The organism is Bartonella kosoyi, assembly GCF_003606325.2.
GTDB lineage: Bacteria > Pseudomonadota > Alphaproteobacteria > Rhizobiales > Rhizobiaceae > Bartonella > Bartonella kosoyi.
Map to the genome: position 1 here is coordinate 827956 of NZ_CP031843.2, position 18040 is coordinate 845995.

29 protein-coding genes are annotated in these 18040 nt (G+C 41.1%); all 29 read left to right on the forward strand.

The features are described 5' to 3' along the window. Positions 1 to 44: 44 nt before the first annotated feature. The 29 genes from rpsJ to D1093_RS03745 all read left to right on the forward strand — a co-directional run bounded on the left by rpsJ (position 45) and on the right by D1093_RS03745 (position 17353). Positions 45 to 353 (forward strand): 30S ribosomal protein S10, encoded by a 309-nt coding sequence (gene rpsJ, locus D1093_RS03605; protein ID WP_005773267.1) that lies wholly within the window; start codon positions 45 to 47, stop codon positions 351 to 353. A 27-nt stretch (positions 354 to 380) separates the two neighbouring features. After that, positions 381 to 1118, forward strand: coding sequence for a 50S ribosomal protein L3 (rplC, locus tag D1093_RS03610; protein ID WP_150222268.1), 738 nt, complete (start codon positions 381 to 383; stop codon positions 1116 to 1118). A 2-nt stretch (positions 1119 to 1120) separates the two neighbouring features. Beyond that, a complete protein-coding gene (rplD, locus tag D1093_RS03615; RefSeq protein WP_120100729.1) occupies positions 1121 to 1741 on the forward strand; it encodes a 50S ribosomal protein L4 in 621 nt (206 codons plus the stop codon). Beyond that, complete coding sequence (locus tag D1093_RS03620; RefSeq protein WP_005773270.1) at positions 1738 to 2031, forward strand: 50S ribosomal protein L23; 294 nt, start codon at positions 1738 to 1740, stop codon at positions 2029 to 2031. The genes rplD and D1093_RS03620 overlap by 4 nt, the downstream gene beginning before the upstream one ends. Before the next feature lie 21 nt (positions 2032 to 2052). Continuing rightward, positions 2053 to 2886: a 50S ribosomal protein L2 gene (gene rplB, locus D1093_RS03625; protein WP_120100730.1), complete on the forward strand. Its 834-nt coding sequence runs from the start codon at positions 2053 to 2055 to the stop codon at positions 2884 to 2886. Between the two features lie 15 nt (positions 2887 to 2901). After that, positions 2902 to 3180: a 30S ribosomal protein S19 gene (gene rpsS / locus D1093_RS03630; protein WP_004855734.1), complete on the forward strand. Its 279-nt coding sequence runs from the start codon at positions 2902 to 2904 to the stop codon at positions 3178 to 3180. A 2-nt stretch (positions 3181 to 3182) separates the two neighbouring features. Next, entirely contained in the window at positions 3183 to 3572 is a 390-nt protein-coding gene (gene rplV, locus D1093_RS03635; protein WP_012231994.1) for a 50S ribosomal protein L22, read from the forward strand. Next, a complete protein-coding gene (gene rpsC, locus D1093_RS03640; protein WP_005773275.1) occupies positions 3572 to 4282 on the forward strand; it encodes a 30S ribosomal protein S3 in 711 nt (236 codons plus the stop codon). The genes rplV and rpsC overlap by 1 nt, the downstream gene beginning before the upstream one ends. 36 nt (positions 4283 to 4318) lie before the next feature. Beyond that, on the forward strand, positions 4319 to 4732 hold the full coding sequence (gene rplP, locus D1093_RS03645; protein ID WP_005773276.1) for a 50S ribosomal protein L16: 414 nt from the start codon (positions 4319 to 4321) through the stop codon (positions 4730 to 4732). A gap of 12 nt (positions 4733 to 4744) precedes the next feature. Further along, on the forward strand, positions 4745 to 4945 hold the full coding sequence (gene rpmC, locus D1093_RS03650) for a 50S ribosomal protein L29 (protein WP_120100732.1): 201 nt from the start codon (positions 4745 to 4747) through the stop codon (positions 4943 to 4945). An 11-nt stretch (positions 4946 to 4956) separates the two neighbouring features. Beyond that, positions 4957 to 5196 (forward strand): 30S ribosomal protein S17, encoded by a 240-nt coding sequence (gene rpsQ, locus D1093_RS03655; RefSeq protein WP_012231991.1) that lies wholly within the window; start codon positions 4957 to 4959, stop codon positions 5194 to 5196. Between the two features lie 146 nt (positions 5197 to 5342). Continuing rightward, positions 5343 to 5711, forward strand: a complete 369-nt coding sequence (rplN, locus tag D1093_RS03660; protein ID WP_004855715.1) for a 50S ribosomal protein L14 — start codon at positions 5343 to 5345, stop codon at positions 5709 to 5711. A 12-nt stretch (positions 5712 to 5723) separates the two neighbouring features. Further along, complete coding sequence (gene rplX, locus D1093_RS03665; RefSeq protein WP_120100734.1) at positions 5724 to 6038, forward strand: 50S ribosomal protein L24; 315 nt, start codon at positions 5724 to 5726, stop codon at positions 6036 to 6038. Continuing rightward, positions 6031 to 6588: a 50S ribosomal protein L5 gene (gene rplE / locus D1093_RS03670; protein WP_120100735.1), complete on the forward strand. Its 558-nt coding sequence runs from the start codon at positions 6031 to 6033 to the stop codon at positions 6586 to 6588. Before rplX ends, rplE begins: the two co-directional genes overlap by 8 nt. Before the next feature lie 24 nt (positions 6589 to 6612). After that, entirely contained in the window at positions 6613 to 6918 is a 306-nt protein-coding gene (gene rpsN / locus D1093_RS03675; RefSeq protein WP_120100737.1) for a 30S ribosomal protein S14, read from the forward strand. Positions 6919 to 6932: 14 nt separating this feature from the next. Beyond that, positions 6933 to 7331: a 30S ribosomal protein S8 gene (rpsH, locus tag D1093_RS03680; RefSeq protein WP_120100739.1), complete on the forward strand. Its 399-nt coding sequence runs from the start codon at positions 6933 to 6935 to the stop codon at positions 7329 to 7331. Between the two features lie 39 nt (positions 7332 to 7370). After that, on the forward strand, positions 7371 to 7904 hold the full coding sequence (gene rplF / locus D1093_RS03685) for a 50S ribosomal protein L6 (RefSeq protein WP_120100741.1): 534 nt from the start codon (positions 7371 to 7373) through the stop codon (positions 7902 to 7904). Positions 7905 to 7916: 12 nt separating this feature from the next. Next, positions 7917 to 8279 (forward strand): 50S ribosomal protein L18, encoded by a 363-nt coding sequence (rplR, locus tag D1093_RS03690; RefSeq protein WP_005773286.1) that lies wholly within the window; start codon positions 7917 to 7919, stop codon positions 8277 to 8279. Between the two features lie 111 nt (positions 8280 to 8390). Continuing rightward, positions 8391 to 8939 carry a 30S ribosomal protein S5 gene (gene rpsE, locus D1093_RS03695; RefSeq protein ID WP_120100742.1) on the forward strand — a complete coding sequence of 183 codons (549 nt, stop codon included), beginning with the start codon at positions 8391 to 8393 and terminating at the stop codon, positions 8937 to 8939. A gap of 31 nt (positions 8940 to 8970) precedes the next feature. Then, entirely contained in the window at positions 8971 to 9177 is a 207-nt protein-coding gene (gene rpmD, locus D1093_RS03700; RefSeq protein WP_120100744.1) for a 50S ribosomal protein L30, read from the forward strand. A 20-nt stretch (positions 9178 to 9197) separates the two neighbouring features. Continuing rightward, entirely contained in the window at positions 9198 to 9665 is a 468-nt protein-coding gene (gene rplO / locus D1093_RS03705; RefSeq protein ID WP_120102312.1) for a 50S ribosomal protein L15, read from the forward strand. Positions 9666 to 9827: 162 nt separating this feature from the next. Further along, the gene (secY, locus tag D1093_RS03710; RefSeq protein ID WP_120100745.1) at positions 9828 to 11174 is read left to right on the forward strand and encodes a preprotein translocase subunit SecY; all 1347 of its coding nucleotides are present in this window, start codon (positions 9828 to 9830) and stop codon (positions 11172 to 11174) included. Then, positions 11171 to 11749 (forward strand): adenylate kinase, encoded by a 579-nt coding sequence (locus tag D1093_RS03715; RefSeq protein WP_120100747.1) that lies wholly within the window; start codon positions 11171 to 11173, stop codon positions 11747 to 11749. The genes secY and D1093_RS03715 overlap by 4 nt, the downstream gene beginning before the upstream one ends. Before the next feature lie 179 nt (positions 11750 to 11928). Next, positions 11929 to 12297: a 30S ribosomal protein S13 gene (gene rpsM / locus D1093_RS03720; protein WP_120100749.1), complete on the forward strand. Its 369-nt coding sequence runs from the start codon at positions 11929 to 11931 to the stop codon at positions 12295 to 12297. Between the two features lie 116 nt (positions 12298 to 12413). Next, positions 12414 to 12803 carry a 30S ribosomal protein S11 gene (rpsK, locus tag D1093_RS03725; protein WP_005773294.1) on the forward strand — a complete coding sequence of 130 codons (390 nt, stop codon included), beginning with the start codon at positions 12414 to 12416 and terminating at the stop codon, positions 12801 to 12803. 95 nt (positions 12804 to 12898) lie between these two features. Further along, the gene (locus tag D1093_RS03730) at positions 12899 to 13912 is read left to right on the forward strand and encodes a DNA-directed RNA polymerase subunit alpha (RefSeq protein WP_120100750.1); all 1014 of its coding nucleotides are present in this window, start codon (positions 12899 to 12901) and stop codon (positions 13910 to 13912) included. 24 nt (positions 13913 to 13936) lie between these two features. Continuing rightward, positions 13937 to 14365, forward strand: coding sequence for a 50S ribosomal protein L17 (gene rplQ, locus D1093_RS03735; RefSeq protein WP_120100752.1), 429 nt, complete (start codon positions 13937 to 13939; stop codon positions 14363 to 14365). A gap of 266 nt (positions 14366 to 14631) precedes the next feature. Next, on the forward strand, positions 14632 to 16026 hold the full coding sequence (locus D1093_RS03740; protein ID WP_120100754.1) for a DegQ family serine endoprotease: 1395 nt from the start codon (positions 14632 to 14634) through the stop codon (positions 16024 to 16026). A 7-nt stretch (positions 16027 to 16033) separates the two neighbouring features. Next, positions 16034 to 17353 (forward strand): replication-associated recombination protein A, encoded by a 1320-nt coding sequence (locus D1093_RS03745; protein ID WP_120102313.1) that lies wholly within the window; start codon positions 16034 to 16036, stop codon positions 17351 to 17353. Positions 17354 to 18040 lie beyond the last annotated feature (687 nt).

An 18040-nucleotide genomic window follows, 5' to 3' on the forward strand; every position in this document is an offset into this window, starting at 1 on the left:
CCTTGATTATTGAAGGCGCTTTATATGACAGGGAAATAAAGAGCATGAACAGTCAAAATATTCGCATTCGCTTGAAAGCGTTTGATCATAGAATTCTTGATACGTCGACGCGAGAAATTGTATCGACTGCTAAACGGACTGGTGCAAATGTCCGTGGTCCTATTCCGCTTCCAACGCGGATTGAGAAATTTACGGTCAATCGTGGACCGCATATCGATAAGAAGAGCCGTGAGCAGTTTGAAATGCGTACCCATAAGCGTCTTCTTGATATTGTTGATCCAACGCCGCAAACAGTGGATGCGCTTATGAAGCTCGATCTTTCTGCTGGTGTGGATGTAGAAATTAAGCTCTGAGGTTTGAGGACAGAAGGAACAGACCCGATGCGTTCAGGTGTAATAGCACAGAAGCTGGGCATGACCCGTATTTATAATGATGCTGGTGAGCATGTACCGGTGACAGTACTTCGTTTGGAGAATTGTCAAGTCGTTGCTCAGCGTACAGTTGAAAAGAATGGTTATACTGCTGTTCAATTAGGTGTAGGCTTTGCTAAGGTTAAGAATACTTCACAAGCTCTTCGTGGACATTTTGCTAAGGCTTCTGTTGAGCCTAAAGCCAAAATAGCAGAGTTTCGTGTGAGCCCCGATAATCTCCTTGATATCGGTACTGAGATTACAGTGGAACATTTTGTCCCAGGGCAGCGTGTTGATGTGACGGGCACCAGTATTGGTAAGGGATTTGCCGGTGTTATGAAACGGCATAACTTTGGTGGGCACCGCGCTTCCCATGGTAATTCGATCACACATCGTGCTCATGGTTCTACGGGGCAGTGCCAAGATCCTGGTAAAGTTTTTAAAGGGAAAAAAATGGCTGGCCATATGGGGCAGGTGCGTGTAACAACACAAAATATTGAAGTTGTTTCCACTGATGTTGAGCGTGGTTTAATTTTAGTGCGTGGTGCTGTTTCTGGTTCGAAGGGATCGTGGATTTTGGTAAGAGATGCCGTGAAGAAACCTCTTCCTGATAATGCTCCAAAGCCTGCTGGTATTCGCCGTCTTGTGAAGGAGAAAACAGAAATGATTACTCCGGTGACGGAGACCTCTGAAGTTGAGGGAGCCTAATAATGGATCTTGTAATTAAAACTCTTGATGGTCATGAAGCTGGTAAATTAAAAGTTTCTGAATCTATCTTTGATCTTGTTCCACGTGAGGACATTTTACAACGTGTTGTTCGTTGGCAACTTGCTCGTCGTCAACAAGGAACGCATCAGTCTCAAGGGCGGTCTGATGTATCACGAACAGGGGCAAAGATGTTCAAACAAAAGGGAACTGGGCGTGCTCGGCATTCATCTGCTCGTGCCCCGCAGTTTCGAGGTGGGGGTAAGGCCCATGGGCCAGTGGTTCGTAGCCATGCGCATGATCTTCCTAAAAAGATTCGTGCCCTTGGGTTACGTCTTGCTTTATCTGCAAAATTAAAAGCAAAAGATTTAATTATTGTGGATGAGTTGATTGTTAAGGATGCTAAAACGAAAAAGCTTGTTTCCCATTTTTCTAAGCTTGGCTTTAATAATGCTCTGTTGATTGGTGGTCAAGAGATTGATATTAACTTTTCTCGTGCAGCATCGAATATCCCTAATATTGATATTTTGCCCATTCAGGGAATTAATGTTTATGATATTATGCGTCGCAGCAAACTTGTTTTATCAAAGGCAGCTGTTGAGGCTCTTGAGGAGCGTTTTAAATGACAGATCTTCGCCATTATGATGTAATTATTAGTCCAGTTATTACTGAAAAGTCGACTATGATTTCTGAATATAATCAAGTTGCTTTTAATGTCGCGCCGAAAGCGACGAAACCTGAAATTAAGGCTGCTGTTGAAGCGCTTTTTAGCGTGAAAGTAAAAGCAGTTAACACGATCGTCCGTAAGGGTAAAGTGAAACGTTTTAAAGGTATTGTTGGTCGGCAGAGTGATGTCAAAAAAGCGATCGTAACTCTGGCCAGTGGTCAGACTATCGACGTTTCGACAGGTCTTTAAAGAGGCTCGGAGATAGGAATAATGGCACTTAAGCAATTTAATCCAACGACACCTGGGCAGCGTCAGCTTGTCATTGTGGAGCGTTCTTGTCTTTATAAGGGAAAACCTGTAAAGATGTTGACGGAAGGTTTGTCTTCAAAGGGTGGACGTAATAATCGTGGTCGTGTTACCGCTCGTTTTCAGGGTGGTGGTCATAAACGGAGTTATCGGTTTGTAGACTTTAAACGTGTTAAGCGTGATGTTTCAGCGAAAGTTGAGCGTTTAGAGTATGATCCTAATCGCACTGCTTTTATCGCACTCATTCGCTATGAGGATGGACAATTAAGTTATATTCTTGCACCACAACGTCTTGGTGTGGGAGATTCTATTATCGCTGGTTCAAATGTTGATGTAAAACCAGGGAATGCTATGCCCCTTGGTAATATGCCTGTAGGCACGATTATTCATAATGTTGAAATGAAGCCAGGAAAAGGAGGGCAGATCGCACGTTCAGCTGGTACTTATGCACAGTTGGTTGGGCGTGATCAAGGAATGGCTATTCTTCGTCTTAATTCTGGAGAACAGCGTTTGGTCTCTAGCAGCTGTTTTGCAACTGTTGGTGCTGTTTCAAATCCTGATCATGGGAATATTAATGATGGTAAGGCAGGTCGGTCACGTTGGCGTGGTAAGCGTCCACATGTTCGTGGTGTTGCAATGAATCCCGTTGATCATCCACACGGTGGTGGTGAAGGTCGTACATCGGGGGGGCGTCATCCAGTATCTCCTTGGGGTAAACCTACAAAAGGTAAGCGTACGCGCTCCAATAAAGCCACTGATAAGTTTATTATGCGTACGCGTCATCAGCGCAAGAAATAAGAAAGGTAGTCTGAAGTGGTTCGTTCAGTTTGGAAAGGTCCGTTTGTTGACGGCTATCTTCTTGGTAAAGCAGAGAAGGTACGTGCAAGTGGGCGCAATGAAGTTATAAAAATATGGAGTCGTCGCTCTACTATTTTGCCGCAATTTGTTGGTCTGACTTTTGGTGTTTACAACGGCAATAAGCATATTCCTGTTTCTGTTTCTGAAGAGATGGTTGGACATAAGTTTGGTGAGTTCGCTCCTACCCGGACTTATTATGGTCATGGTGCCGATAAAAAAGCGAAGAGGAAGTAGGAATGGGAAAAGCTAAGGTTCCGCGCCAGCTTAAAGATAATGAAGCAAAGGCTGTCACACGAACAATTCGTGTTAGTCCGCAGAAGCTTAATTTAGTTGCTGCAATGATTCGCGGGAAAAGAGTTAATGTGGCGCTCGCTGATTTGACATTTTCGCGTAAACGTATTGCTGCTACTGTGAAAAAAACGCTTGAATCAGCGATTGCAAACGCAGAGAATAACCACGATCTTGATATTGATTCGCTTATTGTCGCAGAGGCTTATGTTGGTAAGTCGATTGTGATGAAACGTTTTCATGTTCGTGGTCGCGGGCGTGCTAGTCGAATTGAGCGTCCATTTTCACATCTTACTATTATTGTTCGTGAAGTTAGCGAAAAAGTGGAGGCCGCATAATGGGTCAGAAGATCAATCCAATAGGACTTCGTCTGGGTGTTAATCGGACCTGGGATTCTCGTTGGTATGCTGATAGTGGTGAATATGGGCGTCTTCTTCATGAAGATTTGAAAATTCGTTCTTATGTGCTTGAAGAACTTAAACAGGCAGCGATTTCTAAGGTTGTGATTGAACGCCCTCATAAAAAGTGTCGTGTTACGATTCATTCTGCACGTCCTGGTTTGATTATCGGTAAAAAGGGTGCTGATATCGAGAAGCTTCGTCGTAAGCTTTCAGAAATGACCAATGCTGAAACTTCATTGAATATTGTGGAGATTCGTAAGCCAGAGATTGATGCGACGATTATTGCGCAATCAATTGCTCAACAGTTAGAGCGTCGCGTTGCTTTTCGTCGTGCTATGAAGCGTGCTGTTCAGTCTGCTATGCGTCTTGGTGCAGAAGGTATTCGTATCAATTGTTCTGGTCGTCTTGGTGGTGCTGAAATTGCGCGTATGGAATGGTATCGTGAAGGTCGTGTTCCACTTCATACCTTGCGTTCTGATGTCGATTACGGTACAGCAGAAGCTAAGACTGCTTACGGTATTTGTGGTATTAAAGTTTGGGTCTTTAAGGGTGAGATTCTTGAACATGATCCGATGGCTTCAGAACGTCGTGCAACGGAAGCTGATCAATCTGGTTCTTCATCGAATCGTCGCCGCGAAAATGCTTAGTTTTTGAGATTAAACTAAAATTTGGAGTAGAGAACAATGTTGCAGCCAAAGCGCACAAAGTTCCGTAAGCAGTTCAAGGGCCGTATTCACGGTGTTGCGAAGGGTGGTACGGATTTGAATTTCGGTGCCTACGGTTTGAAAGCTGTTGAGCCGGAGCGGGTTACTGCTCGTCAAATTGAAGCGGCGCGTCGTGCGATTACACGTTATATGAAACGTTCTGGTCGTGTATGGATTCGTATTTTTCCAGATCTTCCGGTTACATCTAAGCCGACTGAAGTTCGTATGGGTAAAGGTAAGGGAAGTGTTGATTATTGGGCTGCACGTGTTGCTCCTGGGCGCGTCATGTTTGAGCTTGATGGGGTTCCTGAAGATGTTGCACGTGAAGCACTAAGGTTGGGTGCTGCAAAGTTGCCTATAAAAACGCGTTTCATTCAGCGTATTGCGGAATAAAGAGGTTAAGCGATGAGAGCCAGAGAATTACGGGCGCAAACGCTCGACCAAATGAAAGATGAATTGGCTAAATTAAAGAAAGAGCAATTTAATTTGCGCTTTCAAAAAGCAACAGGTCAATTAGAAAAGACTGCACGTGTTAGACAAGTTCGTCGTGATATTGCGCGCATTAAGACTTTTCTTCGTCAAAAATTAAGTGAAAGCAAGGTTTAAGGAAATAAGAGATGCCTAAACGCGTTTTGCAGGGTGTTGTTATTAGCGACAAAAGCGATAAGACTGTCGTTGTCAAAGTTGAGCGTCGTTATTCTCATCCGCTTCTTAAGAAGACTGTTCGGCAGTCTAAAAATTATAAAGCGCATGACGAAAACAACCAATTCAAGATTGGGGATCAAGTTTCTATTCAAGAATCTAGACCAATTTCGAAAGATAAATGTTGGATTGTTGTAAAAGACAATGTAGCGTAATCAGTTAAGTTTATTGTTTTAGAATTTAACAGTGGTTTTTCATTGATACATTTCAAAGCGATGACTTTATGTTTATTTGGCAGGCAAATCTGATTGTGTAATAAAAGATACAAGAAGATATATGTGTTAAGAAAAGGTGGCCAGTCATGATTCAGATGCAAACAAATCTCGACGTTGCTGATAATTCTGGTGCTCGTCGTGTCATGTGCATCAAGGTGTTAGGCGGTTCAAAGCGGAAATATGCTTCCGTCGGTGACATTATTGTTGTTTCGGTTAAGGATGCTATTCCTCGTGGACGTGTTAAAAAGGGTGATGTGATGAAAGCTGTTGTGGTGCGTACTGCTAAGGATATTCGTCGCGCAGATGGTAGCGTCATTCGTTTTGATAGTAATGCTGCAGTTTTAGTCGATAACAAAAAAGAGCCGATTGGTACGCGTATCTTTGGACCTGTTCCCCGTGAATTGCGTGGGAGGAATCATATGAAGATCATCTCGCTTGCTCCTGAAGTGCTATAAGGAGTTAATATTATGCAGAAGATTCGAAAAGGTGATAAGGTTGTTGTTTTATCCGGTAAGGATAAAGGATTTACTGGTGAAGTAATTAAGGTTAGTCCAAAAGAGAATAAGGCTTTTGTTCGTGGGATTAATATGATTAAACGTCATCAACGTCAAACACAGAAGCAAGAAGCTGGAATTATTTCTAAAGAAGCTCCGATTCATCTGTCTAATTTGGCGATTGCTGATCCTAAAGATGGTAAGCCTACACGCGTAGGTTTTCGTATGAATGCAGATGGTAATAAAGTACGTTTTGCCAAGCGTTCGGGAGAGTTGATTAATGGCTGAAGAAAGACAAATACCGCGTATGAAAGCGTATTACTTTGAAGTGATTCGTAAAGCGCTTCAAGAGAAGTTTAATTACAAAAATGCGATGCAAATTCCGCGGATTGATAAAATTGTAGTTAATATGGGGATAGGTGAAGCAACAGCTGATTCAAAGAAACCTTCTCTTGCTGCTGAGGATTTAGGACTCATAACAGGTCAGAAGGCTGTTATTACCCGTGCCCGTAATTCTATTGCGACCTTTAAAGTTCGTGAAGGAATGCCTCTTGGGGCTAAAGTGACATTGCGTAAAGATCGTATGTTTGAGTTTTTAGATCGTCTTGTTACGATTGCTCTTCCGCGCGTTCGTGACTTTCGTGGTTTAAATCCAAAGAGTTTTGATGGTCGTGGTAATTTTGCTATGGGTATTAAAGAACACATTGTGTTTCCAGAAATCAACTATGATAAAGTTGATCAAATTTGGGGCATGGATATTATCGTTTGTACGACAGCGAAAACGGATAATGAAGCGCGTGAGTTATTGCGTGCTTTTAATTTTCCTTTTCGTTCGTAACGGCAAATGTAGCGAGGTGAAGTTATGGCCAAAGTAAGTGCCGTTGAGAAAAATAAGCGTCGTGAGGTGATGGTAAAGCGTTATGCTGCGCGTCGTGCACGTTTGAAAACAATCGTTATGGATCAGAAGGTTTCTCTTGAGGAACGTTTTAAAGCTTCTGTTCAGTTGGCAGAATTGCCGCGTAATTCTTCGAAAGTTCGTGTTCGTAATCGCTGTGAGGTTTCAGGTCGTCCGCGGGCTTATTATCGTAAATTAAAAATGTCACGGATTGCATTGCGTGAGCTTGGCTCTATTGGCCATATTCCTGGTATTGTAAAGTCTAGTTGGTAAGAGGAGATTATTTAATGTCTATGTCAGATCCTCTTGGTGATATGTTAACACGTATTCGTAATGCACTTGGTCGTAAAAAAGGCAAAGTGGTTACTCCAGCTTCAAAGCTTCGTGCACACGTTCTTGATGTTCTTCAGTCGGAGGGTTATATTCGCGGATATAATCAAGTTGATTTGGGTGGTGGAAAAGCTGAGCTTGAAATCGAATTGAAGTATTTTGAAGGGATGGCTGCTATTCGTGAAATTTCGCGTGTGTCAAAGCCTGGTCGTCGTGTATATGTTTCTGCTAAGTCACTTCCGCAGGTGGCAAACGGTTTAGGTATTTCGATTTTATCGACTCCTAAAGGCGTTATGGCTGATCATGAGGCGCGTGAACAGAATGTTGGTGGAGAACTCCTTTGTCGTGTTTTCTAAGGGATGTCAAGAAAACGGAAGAAAAAGTAGGTTAGAACAATGTCTCGTATTGGAAAAAAACCCATTTCAATTCCTTCTGGGGTTACTGCTACTGTTGAAGGTCAGCTGGTTAAGGCAAAAGGTCCAAAAGGTGAACTAAGTTACATCGTTAATGATGAGGTTTTAGTTAAACTCGAGGAAAATGTCATATCCGTTGTGCCACGGGATCAGTCAAAAGATGCGCGCTCTAAATGGGGTATGTCACGTTCAATGATTGAAAACATTTTTTGTGGTGTAAAAGATGGTTTTGAAAAAAGGTTAGAGATCAATGGGGTTGGTTATCGTGCTGCTTTGCAGGGTAAGGATATTCAACTCTCTCTAGGTTTTTCGCATGATGTGGTTTATAAAGTTCCATCGGGTGTTACTGTGACTGTTCCTAAGCCCACAGAGATTGTTATTTTTGGAATTGATAAACAGCAAGTTGGACAAGTTGCAGCGGAGATTCGCGAGTATCGTAGACCTGAGCCTTATAAGGGTAAAGGTGTTAAGCATGCAGATGAACGTATCTTCCGTAAAGAAGGTAAAAAGAAATAAGGATTTTGTATTATGGTTTCATCTAAGGACATTATCCAGCGTCGTGCAAGGCGTGTTCGTCGTAGAATAAAGATGGTTTCTCATGATCGTCCTCGGCTTAGCGTTTATCGTTCAAATCAGAACATCTATGCGCAAGTTATTGATGATTTACGGGGATGTACACTTGTTTCAGCCTCTACTCTTGAAAGTGATTTGAAAAAATCATTAAAAAGTGGGGCTGATAAAGAAGCCGCTTTTGCTGTAGGTAAGTTAATTGCTGAGCGTGCAAAAAAAGCTGGCGTTAATGAAGTGGTTTTTGATCGTGGCGCTTATGTGTACCATGGTCGAGTCAAAGCTTTGGCTGAGGCTGCTCGTGAAGGTGGTTTGAACTTTTAAAGTTTCCTCCTTATGGATGGGGCTGGATACTTTAGAGTATTTCGTTTAAGCTCTTCCGATTTGATGAAGAGTTTTGTTATCGTGCTTCCGGAAAAGAAAAAGGAATGAGGAATGGCACAAAAAGAACGTGGTGAAAGAGAAGAACGCGATAATGAGTTTGTCGATAGACTCGTTCATATTAATCGTGTTGCTAAAGTTGTAAAGGGTGGTAGGCGTTTTGGTTTTGCTGCTCTCGTTGTCGTTGGAGATCAAAAAGGGCGTGTGGGCTTTGGACACGGTAAGGCTCGTGAAGTTCCTGAGGCTGTTCGTAAAGCAACGGAATCTGCAAAGCGCGAAATGATTTATGTCCCACTTCGGTCTGGACGTACATTACATCATGATCTTGAAGGTCGTCACGGGGCTGGGCGTGTTTTGCTTCGTTCAGCGTCTGCTGGTACTGGTATTATTGCTGGGGGACCGATGCGTGCTATTTTTGAGGCTCTTGGTATGCAGGATGTTGTTGCAAAATCACTAGGATCATCAAATCCTTATAACATGGTTCGTGCAACATTTGATGCACTAAAACATCAAATGCATCCGAGAGATATTGCTGCTCAGCGTGGTATAAAATATTCGACTTTGCAGGCGCGTCGTCGCCATTTAGTCGACGTAGAAGGGTAGTTTCTGAGATTGTCAGAAAAGGAATTAGGAAATGGTTCAGAAAAAATCTCAGAGTGATAAAACTGTGACAGTAGAGCAAATTGGAAGCCCTATTCGAAATTCACAGATTCAGCGTGCAACTTTGAAGGGGCTTGGGCTCAATAAAATGCGTCGCCGGCGCGTTTTAGAAGATACACTTTGTGTACGGGGTATGATTTCTCGGGTTCGGCATCTTGTTCGCATTATAGATGAAGATTAAGGGTTGCAGGAGTGTTAGATATGAAACTCAATGAACTACGTGATTGCAAAGGCGCAACAAAAAGTCGTAAGCGTGTTGGCCGTGGTATTGGTTCGGGGACTGGTAAGACTGGTGGTCGCGGTGTAAAAGGGCAAAAATCCCGTTCTGGTGTTTCTCTTAATGGTTTTGAAGGTGGGCAAATGCCTATCTATCGCCGTTTACCAAAACGTGGATTTACAAATTTCTTTTCTAAAACTTATAATGAGGTTTCACTAGGGCGTATTCAGTTGGCTGTTGATGCAGGTAAGTTGAATATTGAAAAGCCTGTTGATTTGATTGCTTTGAAAGAAGCTGGTATTATTCGTCGCGAGAAAGATGGGGTTCGTCTTCTTTCTGATGGTGATTTGAAAGCTAAGATTATCTTTCATGTTTCTGGGGCTTCACAAGCTGCTCGTGTTAAGATCGAAAAAGTGGGTGGTCAGGTTATTTTTCCTGATGTTGTTCAATAGTTTTTTTGATATAAGTCATGGTTTAAAGAAGAGGTACATCTATTCTTTTGAATATTTTGTGGAGAATTGTTTAAGTTCTGCAATTATTTCTGTATAAAGATATAAATTTTAGAGTTATAGTTCTGTGATTTAAAGAACTGAAGTGTGAAGTGGAGACGTTTTATGGCATCAGCAGCAGAGCAATTTGCTTCCAATATAAACTTCGGTACCTTTTCGCGTGCAACTGAATTAAAGAAACGTATCTGGTTTACTCTGGCGGCACTTCTTGTCTATCGTTTCGGCACTTATATTTCTCTTCCAGGTATTAATATCGATGCTTTGCGGCAGACATTTGAGCATCATGCATCAGGTGTTTTAGGACTCTTTAATATGTTTGCTGGAGGCGCTGTTGGGCGTATGGCAATTTTTGCCTTGGGTATTATGCCCTATATCTCAGCATCTATTATTGTACAATTACTCACGTCCGTCATTCCTTCTTTGGAAACTCTTAAAAAAGAGGGTGAGGTTGGTCGTAAGGTTATTAATCAATATACGCGTTATGTGACAGTTGTGTTGGCTATTCTACAAGCTTTTGGTATTGCCGTTGCCCTTGAAAGTGGTATAGGGACAGGGCTTCAAATTGTTGTAGAACCAGGTCTCATGTTTCGAGTCTCTTCTGTTATTACACTTGTTGGTGGGACAATGTTTCTCATGTGGCTTGGAGAGCAAATTACGTCACGCGGTGTTGGTAATGGAGTTTCTCTCATCATTTTTACAGGGATCGTAGCCAATTTTCCTTCTACTTTTGCTCAGCTTTTGACCGCGCATAGTCAGGCTGATCTATCAACTTTTCTGTTAATCGCAATCGTTTTTATTGCTGTTTTGGTTATTGGACTTATTGTTTTTATAGAGCGTGCGCAACGGCGAATTCTTATTCAGTATCCGAAACGTCAGGTTGGTAATCAAATGTTTCAAGGGGATATGTCGCATCTTCCTTTAAAATTGAATACCGCTGGTGTTATTCCACCTATTTTTGCTTCATCTTTATTGTTACTACCTGCCACTATTAATAATTTTTCTGATAAAATGCCACAATGGATGCAAACTATTTCTTATTCTCTTGGTCATGGACAGCCACTATATATGATTGTTTATGCATTTTTAATGGCGTTTTTTTGCTTTTTTTATACAGCTATTGTGTTTAATCCAAGTGATACTGCGGATCAGTTGAAGAAACATTCTGGTTTTATTCCAGGAATTCGTCCAGGTGAGCGTACGGCGGAATATATTGATTATGTTTTGACGCGTATTACTGTTGTGGGTGCACTTTATATTATCTTAGTTTGTTTATTGCCTGAGTTTATGATATCGGCATTCCAAGTTCCTTTTTATCTTGGAGGAACGTCTTTGTTGATTGTTGTGACTGTTACGCTTGATACAGTTGCTCAAATCCAGGGACATCTTGTTGCACACCAATATGAAGGGTTGATAAAAAAATCAAAACTTCGTGGAGGTCGAAGAAATCGATGAGAATTGTTCTTTTAGGTCCTCCTGGAGCAGGGAAAGGGACGCAAGCTAAGATGTTAACTGAGGAATATAATATTCCTCATTTATCAACAGGAGATATGTTGCGTGAAGTTATTGCTAAAGAAACGGAAGTTGGTAAAAAAGCTGAAGCTATTATAAGTTCTGGTTCTTTGGTTCCTGATAGTCTTGTTAATCAAATCGTGTCAGATCGGATTGATGAAGCTGATTGTATAAATGGTTTTATTTTGGATGGATATCCAAGGACTGTAGGACAGGCAGAAGCGTTACAACAGATCCTTGAGTCAAAAAATATGCGTCTTGATGCTGTTATTGAGTTGTGTGTTGATGAAGACGCATTGATTGAGCGTATGGAGAAGCGTGTTCAGGAGACAATAGCGGCCGGTGGACAGGTTCGTTTAGATGATAACCCTGTTGCTTTTGCAAAAAGATTAGTAGAATACCGTGAAAAAACATCTCCTTTATCAAAATTTTATTCAGAGAGAGGAATGTTGAAGGTCATTGATGGAATGATTGATATTGCTGAGGTGACACGTATGATTAAAGGTTTTCTTTCATAAGATTTTTTTTAGAAGTAAATGAAAAGAGTTGACTTTTGAGATAAAATCTATCACAAACAACTTTAATTTATTTCAGTTAAATAAGCGGATTCGGAAGAATTTTATTCTGAGTCTATTTTTTCTTTAAGGTACGTCAGGTATTTTATAACAATTTGTCAACATAACTAAGGAGAGTAGGCGTGGCTCGTATTGCTGGCGTCAATATCCCGACAAATAAGCGTGTAATTATCGCGCTTCAATATATCCACGGGATTGGACCAAAATTCGCTCAAGAAATTATTGAAAAGGTTGGCATTCCTGCGGGGCGTCGTGTGCATGAGCTTTCAGATGCTGAGGTGTTGCAGATTCGTGAGGCGATCGATCAGGGATATCAAGTTGAAGGTGATCTTCGTCGTGAAGTTGCTATGAATGTTAAGCGTTTGATGGACCTTGGTTGTTATCGTGGATTGCGTCATCGTCGGTCTTTGCCTGTCCGAGGACAGCGTACGCATACAAATGCTCGTACGCGTAAGGGGCCTGCTAAGGCAATCGCTGGTAAGAAGAAATAAGGATCCTTGTGAGAGGTTTTTTGTATATTCTATTTCCTGTTGAAGTCCGTTTAACAGGAAAAAGAGGGTGGAGCTGCTGATATTACGGCAGTGTTGAGATCGTTGAAAGGAAAATTATGGCCAAAGAAGCCACACGTGTTCGTCGTCGCGAACGTAAGAATATTTCATCGGGTGTTGTGCATATCAACTCGACATTTAATAATACAATGATTACGATTACTGATGCTCAGGGGAATGCGATTGCGTGGTCGTCTGCTGGTGCTCAAGGGTTTAAAGGAGCGCGTAAATCTACACCTTTTGCTGCTCAAGTTGCTGCGGAAGATTGTGCGAGAAAAGCACAAGAACATGGTATGCGTTCTTTGGAAGTTGAAGTTTGTGGTCCGGGGGCAGGGCGTGAATCTGCTTTACGTGCGTTACAATCTGTTGGTTTTGTCATTACTTCTATTCGTGATGTAACACCAATTCCTCATAATGGATGTCGTCCGCGGAAAAGGCGGCGTGTTTAATTGGGTGTTGTTTTTTTGTTGTCGGAGATTTCTCTGATGTTCGCATTGGTCGTTACGATTGAATGGTAACGGAACTAAAGAACGGGAATAAAAATATGATCCAGAAAAACTGGCAGGAACTTATTAAACCCAATAAGGTTGAATCATGTGCGCATGATAATCCGAATATTACAAGCGTAATTGCTGAGCCTCTCGAGCGAGGATTTGGTTTAACGTTAGGAAACGCACTTCGTCGTGTGTTGTTATCTTCGCTTCGTGGGGCTGCTATTACTGCTGTGCAGATTGATGGTGTCTTGCATGAATTTTCATCCATTCCAGGTGTTCGTGAAGATGTGACGGATATCATCCTGAATATAAAGGAAATTGCACTTCGTATGGAAGAAGAAGGGCCTAAGCGTCTCGTCGTTTATAAAGAAGGTCCTGGTGTGGTGAAAGCAGGAGATATTAATACGGTTGGGGATATGGAAATTCTCAATCCAGATCATGTTATCTGTACCCTTGATGAAGATGCTGAAATTCGTATGGAATTTATTGTCAATACAGGGAAAGGGTATGTTCCATCTGATCGGAATTATGTTGATGATGGTCGTATAGGACTTATTCCAATTGATAGTCTTTATTCGCCAATTCGTAAAGTGTCTTATAAAGTAGAAAATACGCGTGAAGGCCAAGTTCTCGATTATGATAAATTGACGTTAACGATTGAAACGAATGGTGCTGTTAATGGAGAGGATGCTGTTGCGTTTGCAGCACGCATTCTTCAGGATCAATTATCGTTATTTATTAACTTTGAAGAGCCGCAGAAGGAGCCTGTTGAAGAGGCGGATTCTGAACTTTCCTTTAATCCTGCACTTCTTAAAAAAGTCGATGAATTAGAACTTTCTGTTCGTTCGGCAAATTGTCTTAAAAATGATAATATTGTCTATATTGGTGATCTTATTCAAAAAACAGAATCTGAAATGCTTCGGACGCCAAATTTTGGTCGTAAGTCATTGAATGAAATTAAAGAAGTTTTGGCATGTATGGGGTTACATCTTGGAATGGAAATTCCTGCATGGCCGCCTGAAAACATTGATGATCTTGCTAAACGCTATGAAGATCAGTATTAAAATTAGAATTTAAGGAGAGGGCTTATGCGCCATAGTAAGTCAGGCCGCAAGTTGAATCGGACTGCTAGTCACCGTAAAGCGATGTTTGCAAATATGGCAACTTCGTTGATCGAGCATGAGCAGATTGTGACAACACTTCCAAAGGCTAAAGAAATTCGTCCTATTGTTGAAAAACTTGTTACTCTTGGTAAGCGTGGTGGTTTGCATGCGCGTCGACAAGCAATTTCAGCACTCCGTGATACGGGGAAAGTTGCAAAGTTATTTGATACGCTTGCACCGCGTTATGCATCACGCAACGGTGGGTATTTGCGTATTATGAAAGCGGGATTTCGTACTGGTGATAATGCGCCCATGGCTGTTATAGAATTTGTTGATCGTGATGTTGAAGCAAAGGGGGCTGGGGATCGTGCTCGTATCGAAGCTTTAGAGAATGAAAAGGGAAAAACCTCATAAGCTTTTTATTCAATTGGATTTTTAAAGGCCGCCTTGTTTTAGGCGGTTTTTTTATGCGTATTTTTAAGTTTGTTTTACTTGAGAAATAGATGGTGAGAGAAAATTATAGCATATTGAATTATTTGATTTTTATAATATTTACTGTTTAAATGGCTTGTTTTTAGTCTCTATTATGAAATATTAATAGAGATCCTTTATTTGCGGGGTTATTTTTTTTAATTCTATGAATCTTTAACAGAATGGGCTGGTTTTATAAGGAGTAGATTATGAGGTATTCTTTTTGGGTGTGGCTTTTTTGTGCGATTATGATGTTGATATCGTTTGATCATATCTATGCTCATGTTCCTCAAACACAAAAAGAGATTACTCTTTCATTTGCTCCTTTGGTTAAAAAGACAGTACCATCTGTTGTAAATATTTATGCGGCTCGACAAATTAGAGCGCGATCACCTTTTGAGGGTGATCCATTTTTTGAGCAATTTTTTGGTCGTTTGCAAAATAATTTTCCTGTCCGTAAGCAATCATCATTAGGATCAGGCGTGATTGTTGACGCACGTGGTTTAATTGTTACAAATTATCATGTCATTAAAGATGCAAGCGAAATTAAAGTGGCTTTTTCTGATGGGCGAGAGTTTGAGAGTAAGGTCGTGCTCAAAGATGAAGCGACGGACATTGCCATTCTTGAAGTTGACGCAAAAGATATTCAGTTTCCTGTTCTTCCTTTGGGAGATTCTGATACTGTTGAAGTTGGTGATCTTGTTTTGGCTATTGGTAATCCTTTTGGTGTTGGTCAAACGGTTACAAGTGGTATTGTTTCAGCGCAAGCGCGTACACGTGTTGGGATTTCTGATTTTGACTTTTTTATTCAAACAGATGCTGCCATTAATCCAGGAAACTCTGGTGGCGCTTTAATTGATATGAAGGGGCAATTAATCGGAATTAATACGGCTATTTATTCGCGTTCCGGTGGCTCTGTAGGGATTGGTTTTGCTATTCCAGTTAATCTTGTAAAAGTGATGCTTGCTACTGTTAAACGTGGTGGAGAATATTTTGTGCCGCCTTATATTGGGGCATCCTTTCAAAATATTACACCCGATATTGCTGGTGGTTTAGGTTTAGAACGTCCCTATGGGGCTCTTATCGTTGAAGTTATTAAAGACAGTCCTGCTGAAAAAGCCGGCTTGAAAGTAGGTGATGTTATTTTGAGTATACAGGGGGTGCGCGTTGATAGTCCAGATAGCCTTGGGTATCGTTTGATGACGGCTGATGTTGGTCATAGCCTTGCTTTAGAATATTTACGAAATGGCAGAACTTTAAAAACACAAATAACGGTTGCATCAATATCGGAAATTGCATCTGTGAAATCTGAAAAAATTACGGGTGATAGCCCTCTTGCTGGTGCCGAAGTGTTAGATTTAACACCGCAAAATAGTCGACGTTTTCATCTTCCTATATCGGCAAAAGGTGTTGTGATTACCAATCTTGATGAAATGAGCAATGCTTCTGGAATTTTTCGGCCCGGAGATATCTTACGTGTTGTAAATGGCCATAAAATTCAAACAGTTCATCAGTTGAAAAAGGTTCTTATGCAAACGCGTTCACGTACTTGGCAATTGGAATATGAACGTGATGGTATGTATATTCGCCAATTTATTCGTTGAGGTTTTTTTGAAGAAAGATTTTTTTACTTCGTCGTTTGATCCTAAAGTTAATAAAAATCAGCCACTTGCAGAAAGAATGCGTCCTTGTTCTCTCAATGACGTTGTGGGACAAAGGCATTTAATTGGAGAAGATGGTTTGCTTTCACGGATGGTGGCAGCGGGCTCAATTGGATCGCTGATCTTTTGGGGACCTCCAGGGACGGGAAAAACAACAGTTGCACGCTTGTTAGCACTTGAAACAAATTTCGCGTTTGAACAAGTTTCTGCTATTTTTACAGGCGTTTCTGAACTTAAAAAGATTTTTGAAGTTGCACAGAGACGTTTTATGTCTGGGGATAAAACGCTTCTCTTTGTTGATGAAATTCATCGGTTTAATCGTGCACAGCAGGATAGTTTTCTTCCTGTGATGGAAAATGGTACTGTAATACTTATCGGTGCAACAACGGAAAATCCTTCTTTCGAACTTAATGCTGCTCTTCTTTCGCGTGCACGGGTTTTAACATTTTTTTCTCATGATCATGAAAGTTTAGGCATGCTTTTGAAGCGTGCTGAAGAGGTGGAAGGAAAGCTTCTTCCCTTGGATGATGGTGCTAGAGACGTTTTGATAGGGATGTCTGATGGTGATGCACGGGTAGCATTGACATTAGCAGAGGAAGTTTGGTCTGTTGCGCGCTCGGGAGAAATTCTTGATGCTGGTGCTTTGCAAAAAGTTATCCAGCGTCGTGCACCCATTTATGATAAAGGACGAGATGGGCACTATAATCTCATTTCAGCGTTGCATAAATCTGTTCGTGGCTCTGATCCTGATGCGGCGCTTTATTATTTAGCACGTATGTTAGATGCTGGTGAAGATCCTCTCTATATTGGGCGAAGATTGGTTCGTATGGCTGTTGAAGATGTTGGTTTGGCGGATCCTCAAGCTCTTGTTATTTGTAATGCGGCAAAAGATGCTTATGATTATTTAGGGTCACCAGAAGGAGAATTGGCTTTGGCACAGGCATGTCTCTATGTTGCAACTGCACCAAAGTCAAATGCGACATATCTCGCGTATAAAGCTGCACGGCGTTGTGCACAAAAAAATGGTTCTTTACCACCTCCTAAACATATCCTTAATGCACCGACGAAGTTGATGAAGGAGGAAGGGTATGGAGAGGGGTATTGTTATGACCATGATGAACCGGATGCTTTCTCTGGACAAGAATATTTTCCTGAAAAACTTGGGCGCCAGAGTTATTATAAACCCGTTGAGCGTGGATTTGAGCGTGAAATTGTGAAGCGTCTTGAATGGTGGAAACAATTGCGCAAAAAACGTAAAAACCAACCATAAAATTGGGATTGGAACACATTTTTTATTGATTTTGAATTTATTTTTTATTCCTCATGTCGTCGTATGAACTTTAGTTTATATTTAAACACTTGTTGCATTATCGTAGAACAATTTTTTGATCTCTTCAAAGGCATACCTTTTTATGGATTCAAATTTAGGAAATATGTCATTCAACTCTTAAAGCTACTTTATTTTTGTGGTTTTAATTGACTAAGATATTGATTTATAGTGATGTTCCACTGTTTTGTATGTTGAATGAGAGCTCAAATACTGTATGATATTTTCGTTCCAAATCTCATCAATCATAACCATTCGTTTGTATATTACATGCTGGATTGACATGTGATAAAAACTGTACAGGAAAAAACTAAAAATAGCTTTTATAAAGAATTTCAAATGTTGAGAGCCATCGCAACATTGGGGGGAAAGTGTGTGGTGGTGTAATGATCGTGGTGCTGAGTTGTTCCAAGCGTAAAGAGGTTGGTACTCAACATTTTGCATACATCATTTCATGAGTGCTGTCACAAAATGGGTATAACGAGCGTTGAAAGATGCTTCTTAAAAAAGCGTGTGAATATGCAACACAAAGGTGTTCTGTTCTTTGATGTAATAGGGGGTGGTTTTGATTGATGAGGCGTTTTTATGCGATTAAGGGGGGCGTTTTTTCTTAGGGACATAGGGGTAAGC